General features: G+C 47.7%; 16 protein-coding genes. 4 read left to right on the top strand and 12 right to left on the bottom strand.

Annotated features, from left to right (window positions below):
• Positions 1–267: 267 nt before the first annotated feature.
• The 3 genes from WC659_02525 to WC659_02535 form a co-directional block, all read right to left on the bottom strand.
• Entirely contained in the window at positions 268–624 is a 357-nt protein-coding gene (locus WC659_02525; GenBank protein MFA4872786.1) for a hypothetical protein, read from the bottom strand.
• 378 nt (positions 625–1,002) lie between these two features.
• Positions 1,003–1,251 (bottom strand): hypothetical protein, encoded by a 249-nt coding sequence (locus WC659_02530; protein MFA4872787.1) that lies wholly within the window; start codon positions 1,249–1,251, stop codon positions 1,003–1,005.
• 1,718 nt (positions 1,252–2,969) lie between these two features.
• Entirely contained in the window at positions 2,970–3,617 is a 648-nt protein-coding gene (locus WC659_02535) for a hypothetical protein (protein MFA4872788.1), read from the bottom strand.
• 140 nt (positions 3,618–3,757) lie between these two features.
• On the opposite strand from WC659_02535, the gene WC659_02540 reads away from it, so the two are divergent.
• From WC659_02540 to WC659_02555, 4 genes are all read left to right on the top strand, one after another.
• Positions 3,758–3,892: a hypothetical protein gene (locus WC659_02540; protein ID MFA4872789.1), complete on the top strand. Its 135-nt coding sequence runs from the start codon at positions 3,758–3,760 to the stop codon at positions 3,890–3,892.
• A gap of 52 nt (positions 3,893–3,944) precedes the next feature.
• On the top strand, positions 3,945–4,340 hold the full coding sequence (locus tag WC659_02545; GenBank protein ID MFA4872790.1) for a hypothetical protein: 396 nt from the start codon (positions 3,945–3,947) through the stop codon (positions 4,338–4,340).
• A 30-nt stretch (positions 4,341–4,370) separates the two neighbouring features.
• Positions 4,371–4,823 carry a vitamin K epoxide reductase family protein gene (locus WC659_02550; GenBank protein ID MFA4872791.1) on the top strand — a complete coding sequence of 151 codons (453 nt, stop codon included), beginning with the start codon at positions 4,371–4,373 and terminating at the stop codon, positions 4,821–4,823.
• Between the two features lie 237 nt (positions 4,824–5,060).
• On the top strand, positions 5,061–5,591 hold the full coding sequence (locus tag WC659_02555) for a ribonuclease H-like domain-containing protein (protein ID MFA4872792.1): 531 nt from the start codon (positions 5,061–5,063) through the stop codon (positions 5,589–5,591).
• 139 nt (positions 5,592–5,730) lie between these two features.
• Here the strand turns inward: WC659_02555 and WC659_02560 are convergent, their stop codons facing one another.
• From WC659_02560 to WC659_02600, 9 genes are all read right to left on the bottom strand, one after another.
• Positions 5,731–6,588: a bifunctional 5,10-methylenetetrahydrofolate dehydrogenase/5,10-methenyltetrahydrofolate cyclohydrolase gene (locus WC659_02560; protein ID MFA4872793.1), complete on the bottom strand. Its 858-nt coding sequence runs from the start codon at positions 6,586–6,588 to the stop codon at positions 5,731–5,733.
• 138 nt (positions 6,589–6,726) lie between these two features.
• Positions 6,727–7,272, bottom strand: a complete 546-nt coding sequence (locus WC659_02565) for an NAD(P)H-dependent oxidoreductase (protein ID MFA4872794.1) — start codon at positions 7,270–7,272, stop codon at positions 6,727–6,729.
• Between the two features lie 46 nt (positions 7,273–7,318).
• Complete coding sequence (locus WC659_02570; protein MFA4872795.1) at positions 7,319–7,537, bottom strand: DUF167 domain-containing protein; 219 nt, start codon at positions 7,535–7,537, stop codon at positions 7,319–7,321.
• Positions 7,537–8,919, bottom strand: coding sequence for a leucyl aminopeptidase family protein (locus tag WC659_02575; GenBank protein MFA4872796.1), 1,383 nt, complete (start codon positions 8,917–8,919; stop codon positions 7,537–7,539). Before WC659_02575 ends, WC659_02570 begins: the two co-directional genes overlap by 1 nt.
• Before the next feature lie 234 nt (positions 8,920–9,153).
• Positions 9,154–10,275 (bottom strand): S-adenosylmethionine:tRNA ribosyltransferase-isomerase, encoded by a 1,122-nt coding sequence (locus tag WC659_02580; protein MFA4872797.1) that lies wholly within the window; start codon positions 10,273–10,275, stop codon positions 9,154–9,156.
• Entirely contained in the window at positions 10,272–11,420 is a 1,149-nt protein-coding gene (gene tgt, locus WC659_02585) for a tRNA guanosine(34) transglycosylase Tgt (GenBank protein ID MFA4872798.1), read from the bottom strand. The genes WC659_02580 and tgt overlap by 4 nt, the downstream gene beginning before the upstream one ends.
• A gap of 56 nt (positions 11,421–11,476) precedes the next feature.
• Positions 11,477–13,480: a beta-propeller domain-containing protein gene (locus WC659_02590; GenBank protein ID MFA4872799.1), complete on the bottom strand. Its 2,004-nt coding sequence runs from the start codon at positions 13,478–13,480 to the stop codon at positions 11,477–11,479.
• A gap of 3 nt (positions 13,481–13,483) precedes the next feature.
• Positions 13,484–13,813, bottom strand: a complete 330-nt coding sequence (locus WC659_02595; protein ID MFA4872800.1) for a hypothetical protein — start codon at positions 13,811–13,813, stop codon at positions 13,484–13,486.
• 246 nt (positions 13,814–14,059) lie between these two features.
• Complete coding sequence (locus WC659_02600) at positions 14,060–14,278, bottom strand: tRNA-guanine transglycosylase (GenBank protein ID MFA4872801.1); 219 nt, start codon at positions 14,276–14,278, stop codon at positions 14,060–14,062.
• Between the last annotated feature and the right edge of the window lie 227 nt (positions 14,279–14,505).

Here is a 14,505-nt window from a genome sequence, read left to right on the forward strand (position 1 = left end):
GGGACATTAATTTCACGATCGTATCTTTAATGTCCCTTCTCCATTATGGCATCATATTTGATGGTTTCAAATTTTATGGTTACATATTGTCTTTGCATACATAATTTTTAGGCCCCGCCTTCCAAAGTTTGTCTTCAATGAACGATAATATGCTTCATATTTTTATTGCGACCGCAGAATTTTGATGACAGTTTATATGGTGAAGATAATTTCAAAATAGAAAATTCCTCTTGGCGGAGGAATTGCATATCATGATGCGCGTTGGCATCACGCGTTTGTCGGATCGAAGACGGGGATCGTCTTAATGTCGTGGAGATCTTGATCGGTAAAAATGTTCTTTTCCGCAAGTTTATGATCCGTGGAATCGATCCTTTTCTCAAGGCCATGGTCGCGGGCGATGGAACTGCCGGAGTATTGTGCGATGCTCTTATCAATAGAGTCTCTCGTTGTTTGTGATTCTTTCTTTATCTCTACTTTCAGATCGTCTGTTATCTCTTTTTTAAGCTCTTTCAGGTCATCTTTCGTCGCCATCGCTGGGGCAATGTTATCTTCCCAAATGGACCCGAAGTTTTTCGTGAACAGCGTATTAATATTGTCTAAATCATCTTTCGTAAGAGTAGCCATAGGTGGTCAACCTTAAATACTGAAAGCAGTATATCACATGATTTTATCACGTCAAATCGAATAGAATATAAACATTGTGTTCATGCCATGAAAATTCTTAACACCTGAAGCTATTGCTCCTCTTTTTTAAGGATATGATGTTTTTGGAGGTAGGTGAGTATTGGTTTACTGCATTCGCTACATAAAATAATGCGTTGCCATCCGATATAGAAGTCCAGATTCCATTCCCTTTCTTTAAATTGTTTTTGGCATTTATCGCAATAAGTCTTTGTCATATGTGATAGGTAAGTTGATAAGGGTATGGACGCCTAAGTTCCTTTGTGTCATGGCATATGCCGTCTAAGGTCTCTTCCGCCACCCTGCACCCTAACGATTATATCAATCTTTTGGCACAGAAGAAAATAATTTTAGCTTTCCATCCTTTCCGGACGGTTTGAAGTAATACTTACCTTTACGATACGTGAGGCGGCCTTTCTTGGTGTCTTCCTGGATCCATTTCTGTTCCTGTTTAGAGCGGTACTCTGAACGCTTGACGTAACAATATCCTACCATTTTAGTGTGTGTACCGAAATGTTCGAAATGAAGTTCGGCGAGACGATTATTGATGATGGCAAAACACCAGCCCATAGTTAGTGAGAGATTTTTTTGTGAATCTTCCCCCTTTGGTTATGCCAGCGTTCAGTATCGAGAACATCCTTCACAAAACCCGAAAGTAAATCATTAGTCAAATGCGCACGACAGACAACGCATTCCCACTCAAAGTCGGAACATTTTTTACCGAATTCGCGATTGATGAATTTCTGGAACCATTTTTGTGATGCGGTAAGTTTTCGCAATGCATTAGACATAGACGAATTCCTCACACTCTCAGGTCAAGGCGGGAAGAGATGTCAGCTCTCCTCCTTTCAAGACAGCTAAAAAGACGACTTCTCGCCTCTCCGCTTATCAAGTCCGTAAAGAGAACCTTCAGGGTCTTCCAATTGCTGGAGCCTCTGCAGTAGTACGGTTGCCCCACCGTTTCAAAATGAGCGTACTATGGCCCCGAAGCGCGCCTGTTTTGCCTCAACACTTGCCGTTGGCAGCCTACCTCATCGGCAGGTCAGACGCCGCTTTAGTCCTGCGTAGCGACTTATTCAGCCACACCTTGAATTGAGAAAATGAGATTGCATATAAGAAGACGAAGCAAGCAAGAATTTGTTACACTTGATGATATTTGTTTGCGAGCATAGATGAAGTCAGGGTATGGCACGTTTTGATCAGATTACTACAAACTTGGCGGTTTAATAGAAAGCACAAATTTTCGCTCGGGGAAACCTGGACGAAAGCGCAAATGAAAGGGCTCTGATACACTGTGTCAGAGCCCGAGCTTTTTATAAAGCCCAAAAATCTTTTCTCTCATAACCATAACATCAATTCGGTGCGATCGCACCAAAGTGATGTCAATAATAATCGCGGTGGTCTAACTATCATCATATTCCGATGGGACATTAATTTCACGATCGTATCTTTAATGTCCCTTCTCCATTATGGCATCATATTTGATGGTTTCAAATTTTATGGTTACATATTGTCTTTGCATACATAATTTTTAGGCCCCGCCTTCCAAAGCTTGTCTTCAATGAACGATAATATGCTTCATATTTTTATTTACCTTAACGTGTGAACCGTCCCATTGGAAAGGCATATGGCGGGTAGGCATGGTTATAAAATTACGTAGGGGATGTGACAACCGCGAGATACTGTCATCATTTTATTGCGACCGCAGAATTTTGATGACACTTCCCCACTATCTATTTATCCAATAAAAACCTTACCCCCATTAGTCACGATCGTGCTATATGGGGGTAAAGATAATAACTATTCTGGTGATAATTTTCAGCACTTGAAGTTCGCCGCGCAGCAATTCCTTCCAGCGGTAATATCACTCAAAGTCCTCCATCCTGACTTTATGAAGCGATAATTCAGGCTGGCTGCACATCGCCTGACCGGATTGCAACGAATTTAAAGGCCTACTGCGATTACATCAGCGCAGGCCTCAATTATTTGTATTTCATTATTCCTTACTGTCCGTGTTGTTTTTATCATTATTTTCCGATGGGACATTATTTTCACGATCGTGAATTTAATGTCACTCCTATTAGTTATTTAATGACATCAACTTGACGCGATTCAGCCGACGCAGCCACCGGCTACTATGGCGAAGTTGGCTCGTGGTATATAGGCATAGGTATCTTTTAGCATTACTCACTATTATTATCAGCTATTATCAGCTGTCATCATTTTTCAGCGACCGCAGAATTTTGATGACAGTTGGTATAAAGTAGCTGATGATTGAAGTTTATGAGTTATGTGATCCTGAAGTATTCTCTTAGTTCAGATTCGCGCGGACCGAGGTTAGTTGTTTCGATATAGAGATAATCCTTACTGGTGAAACCGAAAAAGTGCTTGAGGAGTTTTAATTCCTCCGTGCACTGATATGCATGTACCCACACACTCTTTTGGATAAGATAAAAACCCAGCTCCTTTAGTTTCCCTCGTAGTACTTCCCGCTTCACCCGTGTTTTTTCAGGAATGTCAAAAATCAACACTCGCCATTTACCATCCCATACCTTCGGCTGAGCAATTTCAAGGTCATTAATTTGAAAAACCCCCGCTCTTTTCCGTCCTTCATCGGTAAGACGAATAAATAGCTGTTGACCCCGCTTTTCGAAAATAATAAATCCTTGGCTGCGTAGTCGAGAGAAGGCATTGGAATATTTTTGGCGGGTGGGACGATCGTCCACCAATGATTTTATTCCCCGGCGTTTAATCTCTCTTAGGATATTACGGGAGAAATAGGGAGATTGGCCAGCAATAACAATGGCTCCAGCAAAGAGGAGTGTCTTTAGAATATACTTCGGGATGGATTTGAGAAGTTGTTTGCGTTTTATTTGTCGCACAGTAGGCATAGGGATGTGGATTACTTTCCTATTATTATTGTATTCTTTTTCCATACAACTGTCATCATTTTATTGCGACCGCAGAATTTTGATGACAGTTTGGATTGAACTTAATTATATTTCAAGATGGTTTTTCAATGAGGATGTTCCTTCCTCATGACATTATCATCGTTCCATGCTAGAATAGTAATGTTATGAAAAATTATTCGCGCAAAACTGCACAGGCGCGCACGCGGTATCGGACCCCCGCGCTGTTCCGCGTGCGGAAGGCGGAAATCGCGAAACGTTTAAAATATACTGCCCCAGTTGTCGGAGGACGGAAATATTGATAGGCTATTCCTGCATGATATTATTCAAAATAATCTTCATTAATATATGGCTATGAAAAAATCGACACGATATATCATCGCCGCCGCAGTGGTGGCATGCGTGGTGATTGCGGTATTTGTGGTGGGGAAAAAGCCTGCCAATGGCCCGAGTCCGGTGCCCACAGATGCGCTCGCGCAGTGTTTGACTGCGAAGGGAGTGAAAATGTACGGCGCGTACTGGTGCAGCCACTGCCAGAACCAGAAAAAAGAGTTCGGCAGCTCGTGGCAATACGCAAGTTATGTGGAATGCTCTCTGCCGGGAAACCAAGGGCAGACGAAAGAGTGCGAGGATGCAGGCATCAAGGGGTATCCCACCTGGGTATTCCCCGGCGGGAAACAACTGCCGGGCGAGCAGTCATTTGAGACTTTGGCCCAGGAGAGCGGATGCCCGTATCAGAGCACTCCGTGATTGCGTTTAATTACCTTATATTTACCTGTGATGTTTCTGCAAAAATACCGCTTCATGCTCATCGCGTTACTGGCGGGGATAGGGGCTGCCCTCTCCGCTCTTCTGATTTATTTGCATTACCAGCCGCAAGAAGGATGGTGCACGGTGGGCAATGGGTTTAGCTGTGATATCGTGAATCGAGGCGTATATGGCGAGATCGCGGGTGTTCCTGTTTCGTTCATAGGCATCATTGGCTATGTGAGCTTGTGCGCGATGGCGCTCTGGATCAATGCATATCAGGAAAAAAGAGTAGGCTTTTTACCGCTGATCCGGATAATGGTCGCGGGTGCGTTTCTCTTTTCGCTGTACCTGACTTACCTGGAGGCGTTTGTGTTGTATACCTTCTGCCTCTTTTGCATAGGGTCATTTATTCTCGTGTTGCTGCTCAATGGTGTGGCGTTTTATCCGGTACGCCAAAATGCGGCAGTTGAGCGTGAACCATAACAGTATGCCCCGCAATACAACATCCAAGAGGGAGGCAGGAGTCTTAAGAGTGTGTAGGTAGTAATAGTATGCGATGTGACGAGAAATAAAGTAGAAAAGATTTATTGCGAGCCTCCCTCACCGATCGCCACATATCTATCCTCAACCTTATTATGCATCATTCCACCTTAGTCGCATTCATTTACCATAAATCACCGACGCACTCCGTGTGTGGCGTTGGATGTTGATATACGGGGTATGTCCTATCTTGTGCTCGATCTCGAAACACAGAAAGAATTTTCGGAAATTGGCGGGAGGAACAAAGTGCATTTATTGGGAGTGTCAGTCGTGGGGACTTATGATTCAGATAACGATACCTATCGCGCGTACCGCGAAGGGGAGCTCGCGTTCCTTGAAGAGCGATTCGCGCAAAGGCCTGTACTTATAGGCTTTAATATCAAAGCATTCGATATTCCCGTACTGCAGCCCCTTCTGAAATTTTCGCTTTCAAGCCTTCCTGTGATTGATATTATGGAAGACCTGGCGCTTGCACTTGGGTACCGGGTGTCGCTGGAGAATGTCTCGCAAGGCACCTTGAACCAAGGGAAAACTGGGCACGGGTTGGAAGCAATACGGCTGTATCGGGAAGGGAAATGGGATGAGCTTATCAAGTACTGCCTGCAGGACGTGCGCCTTACGAAAGAGGTGTATGAGTATGGTCGAGCGAATGGTCACGTGAAGTTTTTTGCGGGATGGGAGACGTATGAAGTGCCGGTAAAGTGGAAGTGACGTTCGGGAAGGTCGTTGGCAGACACGCATCAACCGCGCCAGCGCGCGGTTGTGCTCCACCTCGCCCGAACGATTCTGACTTCATCAGAAACCATGCTCGTTCGGGCTGCGGAGGGTCTACTCAGCTACCTTCCCTCGCTTAAGAGATAGGAGAAGGGATAGGGGTGGTTGAGGTTTTTGCAAGCTCAAGAGTCGCCTGCATGAGATAAGCGACGGTCAATGGGCCGATGCCGCCGGGCACGGCGGAGCGGAATCCTTGCATTGCATCGAGGCTTGAGGGGTCTGCATCGCCGATGGTGCCGCCGTCGGGGAGCACGGTCGTGCCAATGTCAATAATGATCACATTCTGTTTAACATAGTCAGCAGTGAGGTACCGAGCTTTTCCCACCGCGGTTACCACAATATCTGCTGATTTTGTTTTTTGTATGAAGAAAGGGTCATCGGGCTTTACTGTCTCTACTACGCATCCCTCGCGTGAGAGCACGAAGGTTAGGGGAATGGAGAAAATGTCGCTCTTTACCGCGAGCATGGCGCGTTTTTCCCGCAGGGGTTGGCGGGTGGCCTGGAGGAGCGCTAAGGTGGCGCGCGCGACCACGGGAAGATGGCGTGGACGCCCCTCTCGGATGCGTTGGAGGTTCACCGGATGAAATCCGTCTACGTCTTTTTCGGGCGCCATCGCGCGTATCAGCGCATTCGTATCAAGATGGGGAGGAAGGGGGAGTTGGATGAGAATCGCGTGTGCGTCCTCGCGCGCGTTTAGCTCGCCAATGAGATGTATGATTTCATTCTGAGCCGTGCGGGCGGGTAAAAAATGGCGTTCAAACTGGATGCCAACCTCTGCGGCGGCTTCTTGTTTGAGTGCCACATAGGTATGCGACGGCGGGTCGTCTCCTACGAGTATGACAGCAAGGCCGGGCGTGAGTCTTGATTGCGCGATCTCCGCCTTCACTTGCGCGCGGACTGCGGCTGCGAGCGTTTTGCCTTCGAGAATATGCATGTTAAAATGGCAAAAGTTAAAAAATTTGTTCTGTGTGGTTCAGTGTATTTTTTTAGTGTCATTCTGTGTAAAAATCCTCTCTTACGGAAATACCTGAATAGTACGCGGAAATACACTGAATTATTCTGTACTCTTATTTTATTGATGTTGGCTCTTCGCCATGGTGAGCGTGGCGGTGACGAGCGTTTTCAATTGCCCTGACAACTTTTCGTCTTTCAACGTTCCGTCGGGAGCAAACGCTTCTTCCGCAGACCGGATCATCACCTGCGGCTGTGGTAACACTATGACATTCAGACACGCGAGCACCTGGCGCAGGTGCGGCTGCATGCGCACGGTGCCGTATGGTCCAGTCGACGCGCCAAAGATTGCGGCGTATTTTCCCTTCAGGGAATTTCCTCCCCGCGAGAGCCAGTCAATGGCATTCTTCAGTCCGCCGGGAATAGAGTGATTATATTCAGGCGAGGCAACGAGCAGCACGTGCGCCGTTTCGACCGCGGCTTTCAGTTGCAGGACAGTTTCAGGGAAACCTTCAGCTTCAACGTCGCTGTCGTAGAGGGGAAGATCAAGTGCGCGCAAGTCAGTTTCTTCCACCTGCGCGCCCCATTCTTCTGCTATTTTTTTTGCAAGTTGGAGCACTTTGCGGTTATACGAACCGCTCCGCAGGCTGCCGGAGATTGCGAGCACAGAAAGTGGCTGGATATTATGTAACATTATGGCAATGATTAGATGGTTAGATAATCTCAACTATTTTTTTTCGGCTGGTGTGGCCGGAGAGGAGAGTAATGCGCGATTTGGGGATGTTGAAATATTGGGCGAGGAGTCTTATTGCCGCAGTATTTGCTTTGCCATCAGTAGGAGGTGCGTTCACCTTTACGGTGTAGTGATATTCATCTTTTTGTGCCACTGATTCAGTGCGCGCGTTTGGCGTCACGGTAATACAAAATTTCATCAGTATTGTGCTAATAGTTTTATAAGGAGCTTCACGGGTTCTCCGGTGGCGCCTTTGGCGAGGTATTCGCTGTCTGTGGCGGTCATGCGGGGGGCTATGTCAATGTGGATCCACGGATAACTGCGTGTAAAGCGGGAAAGGAATGCGGCTGCGGCGCACGCACCTCCAAATTTCACGCGTCCCGCCGTCAGGTCGGCATGCGCGCTCTTGATATCTTGTTCATATTCTTCCCATAAAGGGAGCGGCCATACATAATCTCCACTCTCTTCTCCCAATTGTTGTACAAGCTGCTGTGATTTCGCATCGCGGGTAAATACGGCAGACGCTTTTTGCCCTAATGCCGCAATTGCCGCGCTGGTTAGCGTTGCGACATCTACCACCAGTTTGGGTTTGTAGCGTTTTGCGAAGGTAAGCGCATCTGCGAGAACAATTCTTCCTTCCGCGTCTGTGTTAGTCACCTCCACCGTGATGCCTGCCATAGTCTTTATAATATCGCCCGGTTTCAGGCTAGAGCCGGAGGGCATATTTTCCATTGCGGGAATAAGTCCCACCACATTCTTCTTGAGTTTCAGCCGCGCGGCAAGCGCGAGGGTGTGGATTACCGCAGCGCCGCCTGCCATATCAAGGTGCATGATTTCTTGGAATGCATCGCCGGTTTTCAGGTTTAGGCCGCCGCTGTCATACGTTACTCCCTTGCCCACTAGCACGATGGGTTTATCCATATCGTTCCCGCCGCGATATTCCATGATGATAAATTTTGGCTCTTCGGTTGATCCCTTTGCTACTTGCAGTACCCCCGCCATAGAAAGATCTGCCATTTCTTTTTTCCCAAGCACGGTTACTTTAACATTCAATCCTTGTACCGCATCTATTGCGGCCTGAGCAAGTCCGGCAGGCGTCAAATCAGCTGCGCGGGTATTGGCAAGCGAACGGCATGCGTTCACTTCGTTGGCAATGAGCTGTCCTTCTCTTGCGCCATTTTTAAATTTGTCCGATGGGGCGCCTACCAGTATCACCTCTTTGATGCCGTGCGCGCCTTCTTTCGTCTTCGTTTTATAGCGCACGAATTCATAATCGGCCATCTTGAGATTGACGGCGAGCATTTCGGCGAGCTCCTCTTCACTCAGGCGCAGATGAGGAAATTGAATATCGGCACTGCGTAGGGCGAGGCGCGGGATGTGATGCGCCTTTGCTAAAATAATCACCTGCCGGATAGTATGCAGAAGTTTGCGATGCGTCATGGGTTCTCTTGCGCTCATCCCCATTTCAATGGTCTTAGCTCCCTTTGGCCGCTGTATGACTTGATCATAAGCACTTTTAACAAAAGAGACCCTTGCGACATCATGTGCGGTTGGCTGGCTGGCACTGAAGGTAAATTTCATACCCAGAATATCAACATCCAACGCCACACACGGATGGCGTTAAATGATTGTAAGGAATAAATACGACTATGGCGGAATGTTGCATATGAAAGTTCAGTGAATATGTGTGGCGATCGGTGAGGGAGGCGACGAAAATATCTCTATAATGCGTTTACCTAGATTCCCTCGTATTAATCTATTCTCCACTCAAAGGTATCTGCCTCCCTCTTGGATGTTGTATTACTGGGTCATACGCTAATATAGTAGCATACCGTCTCCGAAAGAGAAAAAAGCATACCTCTTGCGGATGGCGCGGCGATAGAGCGAAAATAATTTATCCCTGCCCACAAACGCAGCCACGAGCATGAGGAGGCTTGAGTGCGGGACGTGGAAATTTGTGATAATGCCGTCAATGAATCTAAACCGGTATCTTGGACGAATAAAAAGGTTTGTGGCGCCATGCAGCGATACGAGTGTCGTTCTTGCGCGGGTTGAGACCCTCTCTCCGGCTCCCTCCCGTGATAAACACGGGACAGGCTCTTGGTAAGGGGGAGACAGTTGAGGTGTTTTTGTTGCAGATTCTAAGGCCCGGACGACGGTGGTGCCGACGGCAATAATGGGGCGACCTCGGTGCTTTGCGCGGTTAAGGCAATCTGCGGTGCGGCGGTCAATTGAGTACCATTCTTGATGGAGCGCACCTTTCCTCGTTTGTGCTTCGGTGAGCGGCGCAAATGTGCCTAAGGAGACGTGCAAGGTGATATATTTCACCGTATGGCCAAGAGCTTTAAGTTTTTTAATAAGCCGCGGGGTAAAGTGAAGCGAGGCGGTAGGGGCGGCAATGGAGCCGGGCACGCGGGCGAACATGGTCTGGTATTTCTGGCGCAGTGCGGATTCTGTCAGCGGGGTATGGCGGAGGTAAAAAGGAATGGGCGTGACCCCATATCGGTTCAGAAAGGGCGCAAGTTTTTTAAGGGGGAATAGCGGCTTTAAAAAATAGACAGAGCCGCGTTGGCGCTCTACGAGGAATTCGTAGCGCGCAGGCGCCACGAGTTTCGTGCCGACCGACAGCTTTTTTTCTGAAAGGACTTTGATTTCATTTCCGCTCATCTCTACATAGAGCAAATTTGCTTTCCCGCCCGTGGGCTTGGTAACCATGAATCTCGCGGGAATCACCTTGGTTTGATTAAGGACGAGTACGGAGCGCGGGGGAAGATAACGAGTGAGGTGGGTAAACCGGTCATCGTTTATTTCCTTCTTTCCCTTGTTATAGATTAACAATCGTGCAGAATCACGCGGGCTTGCAGGAGCAAGGGCTATACGCTCGCGCGGCAAAGTGTAATTATAATTCCTTAGAAGTTGAATAAATTTAGTGTTCACAAATATCCTCGCTTGATATTACTTCTCATTTTTTCAATTAAAGTATTAAAGAAGAATAGATTGTGGAATGTGAGGAGCTTTAAGCCGGTCATCTCCCTCGCGCGCAGAAGATGGGTGAGGTAATTCCGCCCGTAGCAGCGGCATACGAAGCAGGCGCATTTTTTGTCGAGCGGATTTTTGTCCTTGTACCAAAGTGATTTTGCCATATCGAGCCTGCCTTGCGAGGTGAACGCGATGCCGTGCCGCGCGTAGTGGGTGGGAACCGTGCAGTCGAACGTATCAATGCCTGCTTTGATAATGTAGGGAATATCTTCAAGGTGTCCCACGCCAAGGAGGTGGCGCGGTTTGTGGGCGGGAAGTTCGGCAATCACCGTTTCGAGCGTCTTTTTCATTTGTGATTTATTGTGGCCGAATTCACCGCCGATGCCAATGCCGTCGAAGGGGAGCGCGCTGATGAATTTCGCGCTTTCCCTGCGCAGTGACGTGTCGCTGCCGCCCTGCACGATGCCGTAGAGTATTTGGCGAGGAGGGCGATATTGCAGGCACTCGCGGGCCCAGCGGTGGGTGCGCGCGAGGGATTCCTTGAGGTACTCGCGATCCGCGTGGGGCGGCGGGCACTCATCAAAGGCGAAGATGATGTCAGCGCCCAACGCCTTCTGAATCTGCATGGATTCTTTTGGTCCAATGAACAGCCTCGCGCCGTCGCGGAATGAGGTAAAGTGTACGCCTTTGTCGGTGATCGCGATGAGCTTCGGCTGCTGGCCTGATTTCACGCGGAAGGAAAGTTCTTTATTGAGTATTTTGTTCACACCCAGGTCTTTCCCAAACCCCAGGCTGAACACTTGGAACCCTCCGGAATCTGTCATTAAGGGGCGGTCCCAGTGCATGAATTGGTGCAATCCGCCCGCGCGTTTTATCACCTCTTCTCCGGGCTGTTGGTGGAGGTGATAGGTATTCGCAATAAGCGCCTGACACTTCGCGGCAACCGCTTCCTCGCTTGTCAATGTTTTTACCACTGCCTGCGTCGCCACTGGAATCAAGCATGGTGTTTCAATTTCGCCATGAGGCGTCTTAAGAATACCAAGTCGTGCCTGACTCCAACGTGATTTTTTTACCTGATAAAATTTAACCATAGGCAGTAACATAAAAATATCCCATAGCATCGAATCCTAGGGCATGATCGGATATGATAATTTTCAGTTTATTGCAGATTGATGTCACCTTGCGAGGAAAGGTCGATGAGAGAATTTGCCTTGATTTTAAGATTAGAAATGGTATAGAGAGTATCGCCAATGTAGATACTGCGGCGTACGTTTAGATCTCCTCCGTAGAAGCGATCGCCGCTTTTACGGAAGACGTCATCGGAGTCATAGTGCGTGATTTTGCCGCGTTCTTTGAAGCCTTCCTCAAGACTTACATCAAACACGAATGCCCCTTGGAAGACATATTGTCCATAAGTGTTCGAACGGAAGTTTATATCCTGTTTCTGCGCGTTGTCAATTTCGGCGAGCGTGACGGGGACCACTAAGAGATTTTTCTCTTTTGAAAATAAGAAGGCTTTATGATCGCGCAATGCCTCGGAATCAGTACCGCGGTCGCCAATGATCACGCGATGAAGCTCTCGAGGATTCGCAAAATCAGACACGTCGAAGATTGCCATTTTAATGCCCTGGTACCATGCGAAATTTCCTTCTTCCGCCTCGACAGTTTCTTTCCCCACGCCGATAATGTGATTCTCGTCAAAGGGGTGGAGGTAATCAGAAAATCCCGGGATTTTGAGTTTCCCCACTACCTTGGGTTGACGAGGATCGGCCAGATCAAGAGTAAAGAATGGGTCAACTTTTTTGAACGTTACGAGATAACCGCGTTTCCCCATAAATCGTGCGGAATAGATTTGCTCACCCGGAGCGATTCCTGTTTCAGAACCTATTTCCTTAAGCGCAGAGTCAAGCACATAGACGCGATTATCTGTCAGCGCGCCTTGCTGACTCACGTGTCCAATGGTTGTCGCCAAGCGCAGATTGCCTTCATACTCATCCATGGAAAATTGATTAAGGAGCCTGCCTTCCACCTCCCCGGTTGCTAGATGGCTAATTTTACCCTCAGAAAGGACGAATTTATTGATCTCAGTCTTCTCATTACTGTTTTCGAGAGAACGCTCAAGGAGCGGTAGGATGCGGTAGTCTCCATATGTGGTTTTTGCCACATAGAGATTTTCAAGCGAAGCGTACACATTATCGCCGGCTCCCAACACAATTTCTTTTTCGATTTCGTCATTCGGAGAATCGAGCGGCACTGAGGCGATGATTAAGTACTGGGATTCTAATATAGGTGGAATGTACGAAATATCGGTGCATTTCGCCACAGGCACAGCACTGTCGCCGTAAACGCCTGTGTCTTTATACATAGGCAGGCTTGTTTCTTCTTGTATATTTTCTTGGCTAACCACATCAGCATTTTTGTTCATGACGAGATAAGCATGGTCTGCAATCAGGCGCGAGGTAACGTATTGAGATTCAAATTCCAGGGAGCGAATGCGGCGCGGGTGCGATGGCGAAGAAGTGTCATAGAGATGGACGAAAGTAAGCCGACCATAGTAATGGCGGGGAGGGAGAATAGTGCGTGCTGGAGCAGAAGGCATGCCAGACGGTTGCGTCTTGTATAAGGTTTCTTCCCAATCAGCCGCATTGCCAATCACGAGGAGTCGATTCGGAGCGATGAACATCTCCTTGGGCTGGTCTCCGTCAGTAAACGCGATCGAGCTTGTCAAATTTAAATTTCCATCTGCTTTCACGATCGAAAGCTTATTGTTCGATAAGGAATAAATATAGGAACCGTCGGTTTTTACAATATCAGCTTCATCGACACCTGCAACTTGGACGTTGGTGGTAGAATAATTGGCGCTTGTTTCCGATGCGGTCGCTTGTAGTCCTAAATCGGCACTGATACCGAATGATCCGAATTTATCAGAAGATCTGCTTTTACTGCGTTGTTCCGCGGCAGCCGCCGTCAGTGTCGAATTAAGATCAGCACAAGAGGAAAATTTCGGGAGTTTTGATTCGGGGAGAACAATTGGGCGGTTTATTGGCGGTTGGGAGGAATGCGGTGGTATCTGTGAAGTGATAAGATAGGTAAGCGATATAATGCCGATGGCCGCGAATCCAACGATCAGTCCTGTGGCGAAAAAATTTTTAGGCAATGTCATACGCTAGTTGGTTACATTATCATCTCCTTCATTGTGATATTTTTTTACAAGAAATTGTCCCCAATAAAACAGGGCGATGATAAGTTCCGCCGCCACGACGTAGAGGATCATAGTTGCGAGGGTGGAAAATTCTATGGTAAAGATAGCGGTTTGGCGGGGGAGGGAGACGAAGCGCGAAAATGGCGTGAACAGTGGATTAGTGATTGCGAGCCACCAAGCGACAAATTCACTCTGTCCGGGGAAGAGGGCCACAACAAAACGAACCAAGAGGAATGCTTCCACAAACCCGACATATCCGCGGATGAACTTTGGTACGAGATGTGATGTGCGCATAGGCTTAATAAAAATAAATTAATAATAAACGCATTAAGTATACACTTCACCGTAGATTGTGACCATGGCAGGGGCGCAAGCACTCGTGGGCCAGTTAATCTATATTATTGGTTAAGTCATGTCGCGTGTAGTGGGCAGGAACGGTGCAGTCGAACGTGTTGATGCTCGTCTTAATAAGGTTATGTCTCCCGGGTGGCCGATACCGAGGAGATGCCGGGATTTGTCCTCGAGTAGCTCGTTCGTTACCTATTGTAATATTTGTGTCGGATGGAGATGTAAGGTATTGGCGATAAGCGCTTGGCATTTCGCGGCAATCGCTTCTTCGCTCGTCAGCGTTTTTACCACCGCGCTCGTCGCCACTGGAATCAAGCATGGTGTTTCAATTTCGCCATGGGGAGTTTTCAGGACGCCAATCCGCGCCCTGCTTCGATTTGATTGTTTTAGGACTTTAAATATGGTGGACATATAGCATAGTCGTACGCACTCATTGAGGGGTATCGCCATCCTCGCGGTTTAAGCCCCCCTCTTGATCTCCCCCCTGATAAGGGGAGACAACGCGCCTTGTCCTCCCCCCATAAAGGGGGAGGTGTGGTGGGGGTGTCAATGACCAATGAGCGGATACACATTTATAGTCGTTTGACAGAGAGCGAGAGTAGTGGTACATCTATCAAGTCAAAATAATCCAAAATAGA

Source organism: Patescibacteria group bacterium, from assembly GCA_041645165.1.
Classification (GTDB): domain Bacteria; phylum Patescibacteriota; class Patescibacteriia; order 2-02-FULL-49-11; family 2-02-FULL-49-11; genus 2-02-FULL-49-11.

Coding starts and splice junctions, on each gene's coding strand:
- WC659_02525 (MFA4872786.1), bottom strand. CDS start 624: ATGGCTACTCTTACGAAAGATGATTTAGACAATATTAATACGCTGTTC.
- WC659_02530 (MFA4872787.1), bottom strand. CDS start 1,251: ATGGGCTGGTGTTTTGCCATCATCAATAATCGTCTCGCCGAACTTCAT.
- WC659_02535 (MFA4872788.1), bottom strand. CDS start 3,617: ATGGAAAAAGAATACAATAATAATAGGAAAGTAATCCACATCCCTATG.
- WC659_02540 (MFA4872789.1), top strand. CDS start 3,758: ATGAAAAATTATTCGCGCAAAACTGCACAGGCGCGCACGCGGTATCGG.
- WC659_02545 (MFA4872790.1), top strand. CDS start 3,945: ATGAAAAAATCGACACGATATATCATCGCCGCCGCAGTGGTGGCATGC.
- WC659_02550 (MFA4872791.1), top strand. CDS start 4,371: ATGTTTCTGCAAAAATACCGCTTCATGCTCATCGCGTTACTGGCGGGG.
- WC659_02555 (MFA4872792.1), top strand. CDS start 5,061: ATGTCCTATCTTGTGCTCGATCTCGAAACACAGAAAGAATTTTCGGAA.
- WC659_02560 (MFA4872793.1), bottom strand. CDS start 6,588: ATGCATATTCTCGAAGGCAAAACGCTCGCAGCCGCAGTCCGCGCGCAA.
- WC659_02570 (MFA4872795.1), bottom strand. CDS start 7,537: ATGAAATTTTGTATTACCGTGACGCCAAACGCGCGCACTGAATCAGTG.
- WC659_02575 (MFA4872796.1), bottom strand. CDS start 8,919: ATGAAATTTACCTTCAGTGCCAGCCAGCCAACCGCACATGATGTCGCA.
- tgt (MFA4872798.1), bottom strand. CDS start 11,420: ATGTTACTGCCTATGGTTAAATTTTATCAGGTAAAAAAATCACGTTGG.
- WC659_02590 (MFA4872799.1), bottom strand. CDS start 13,480: ATGACATTGCCTAAAAATTTTTTCGCCACAGGACTGATCGTTGGATTC.
- WC659_02595 (MFA4872800.1), bottom strand. CDS start 13,813: ATGCGCACATCACATCTCGTACCAAAGTTCATCCGCGGATATGTCGGG.
- WC659_02600 (MFA4872801.1), bottom strand. CDS start 14,278: ATGTCCACCATATTTAAAGTCCTAAAACAATCAAATCGAAGCAGGGCG.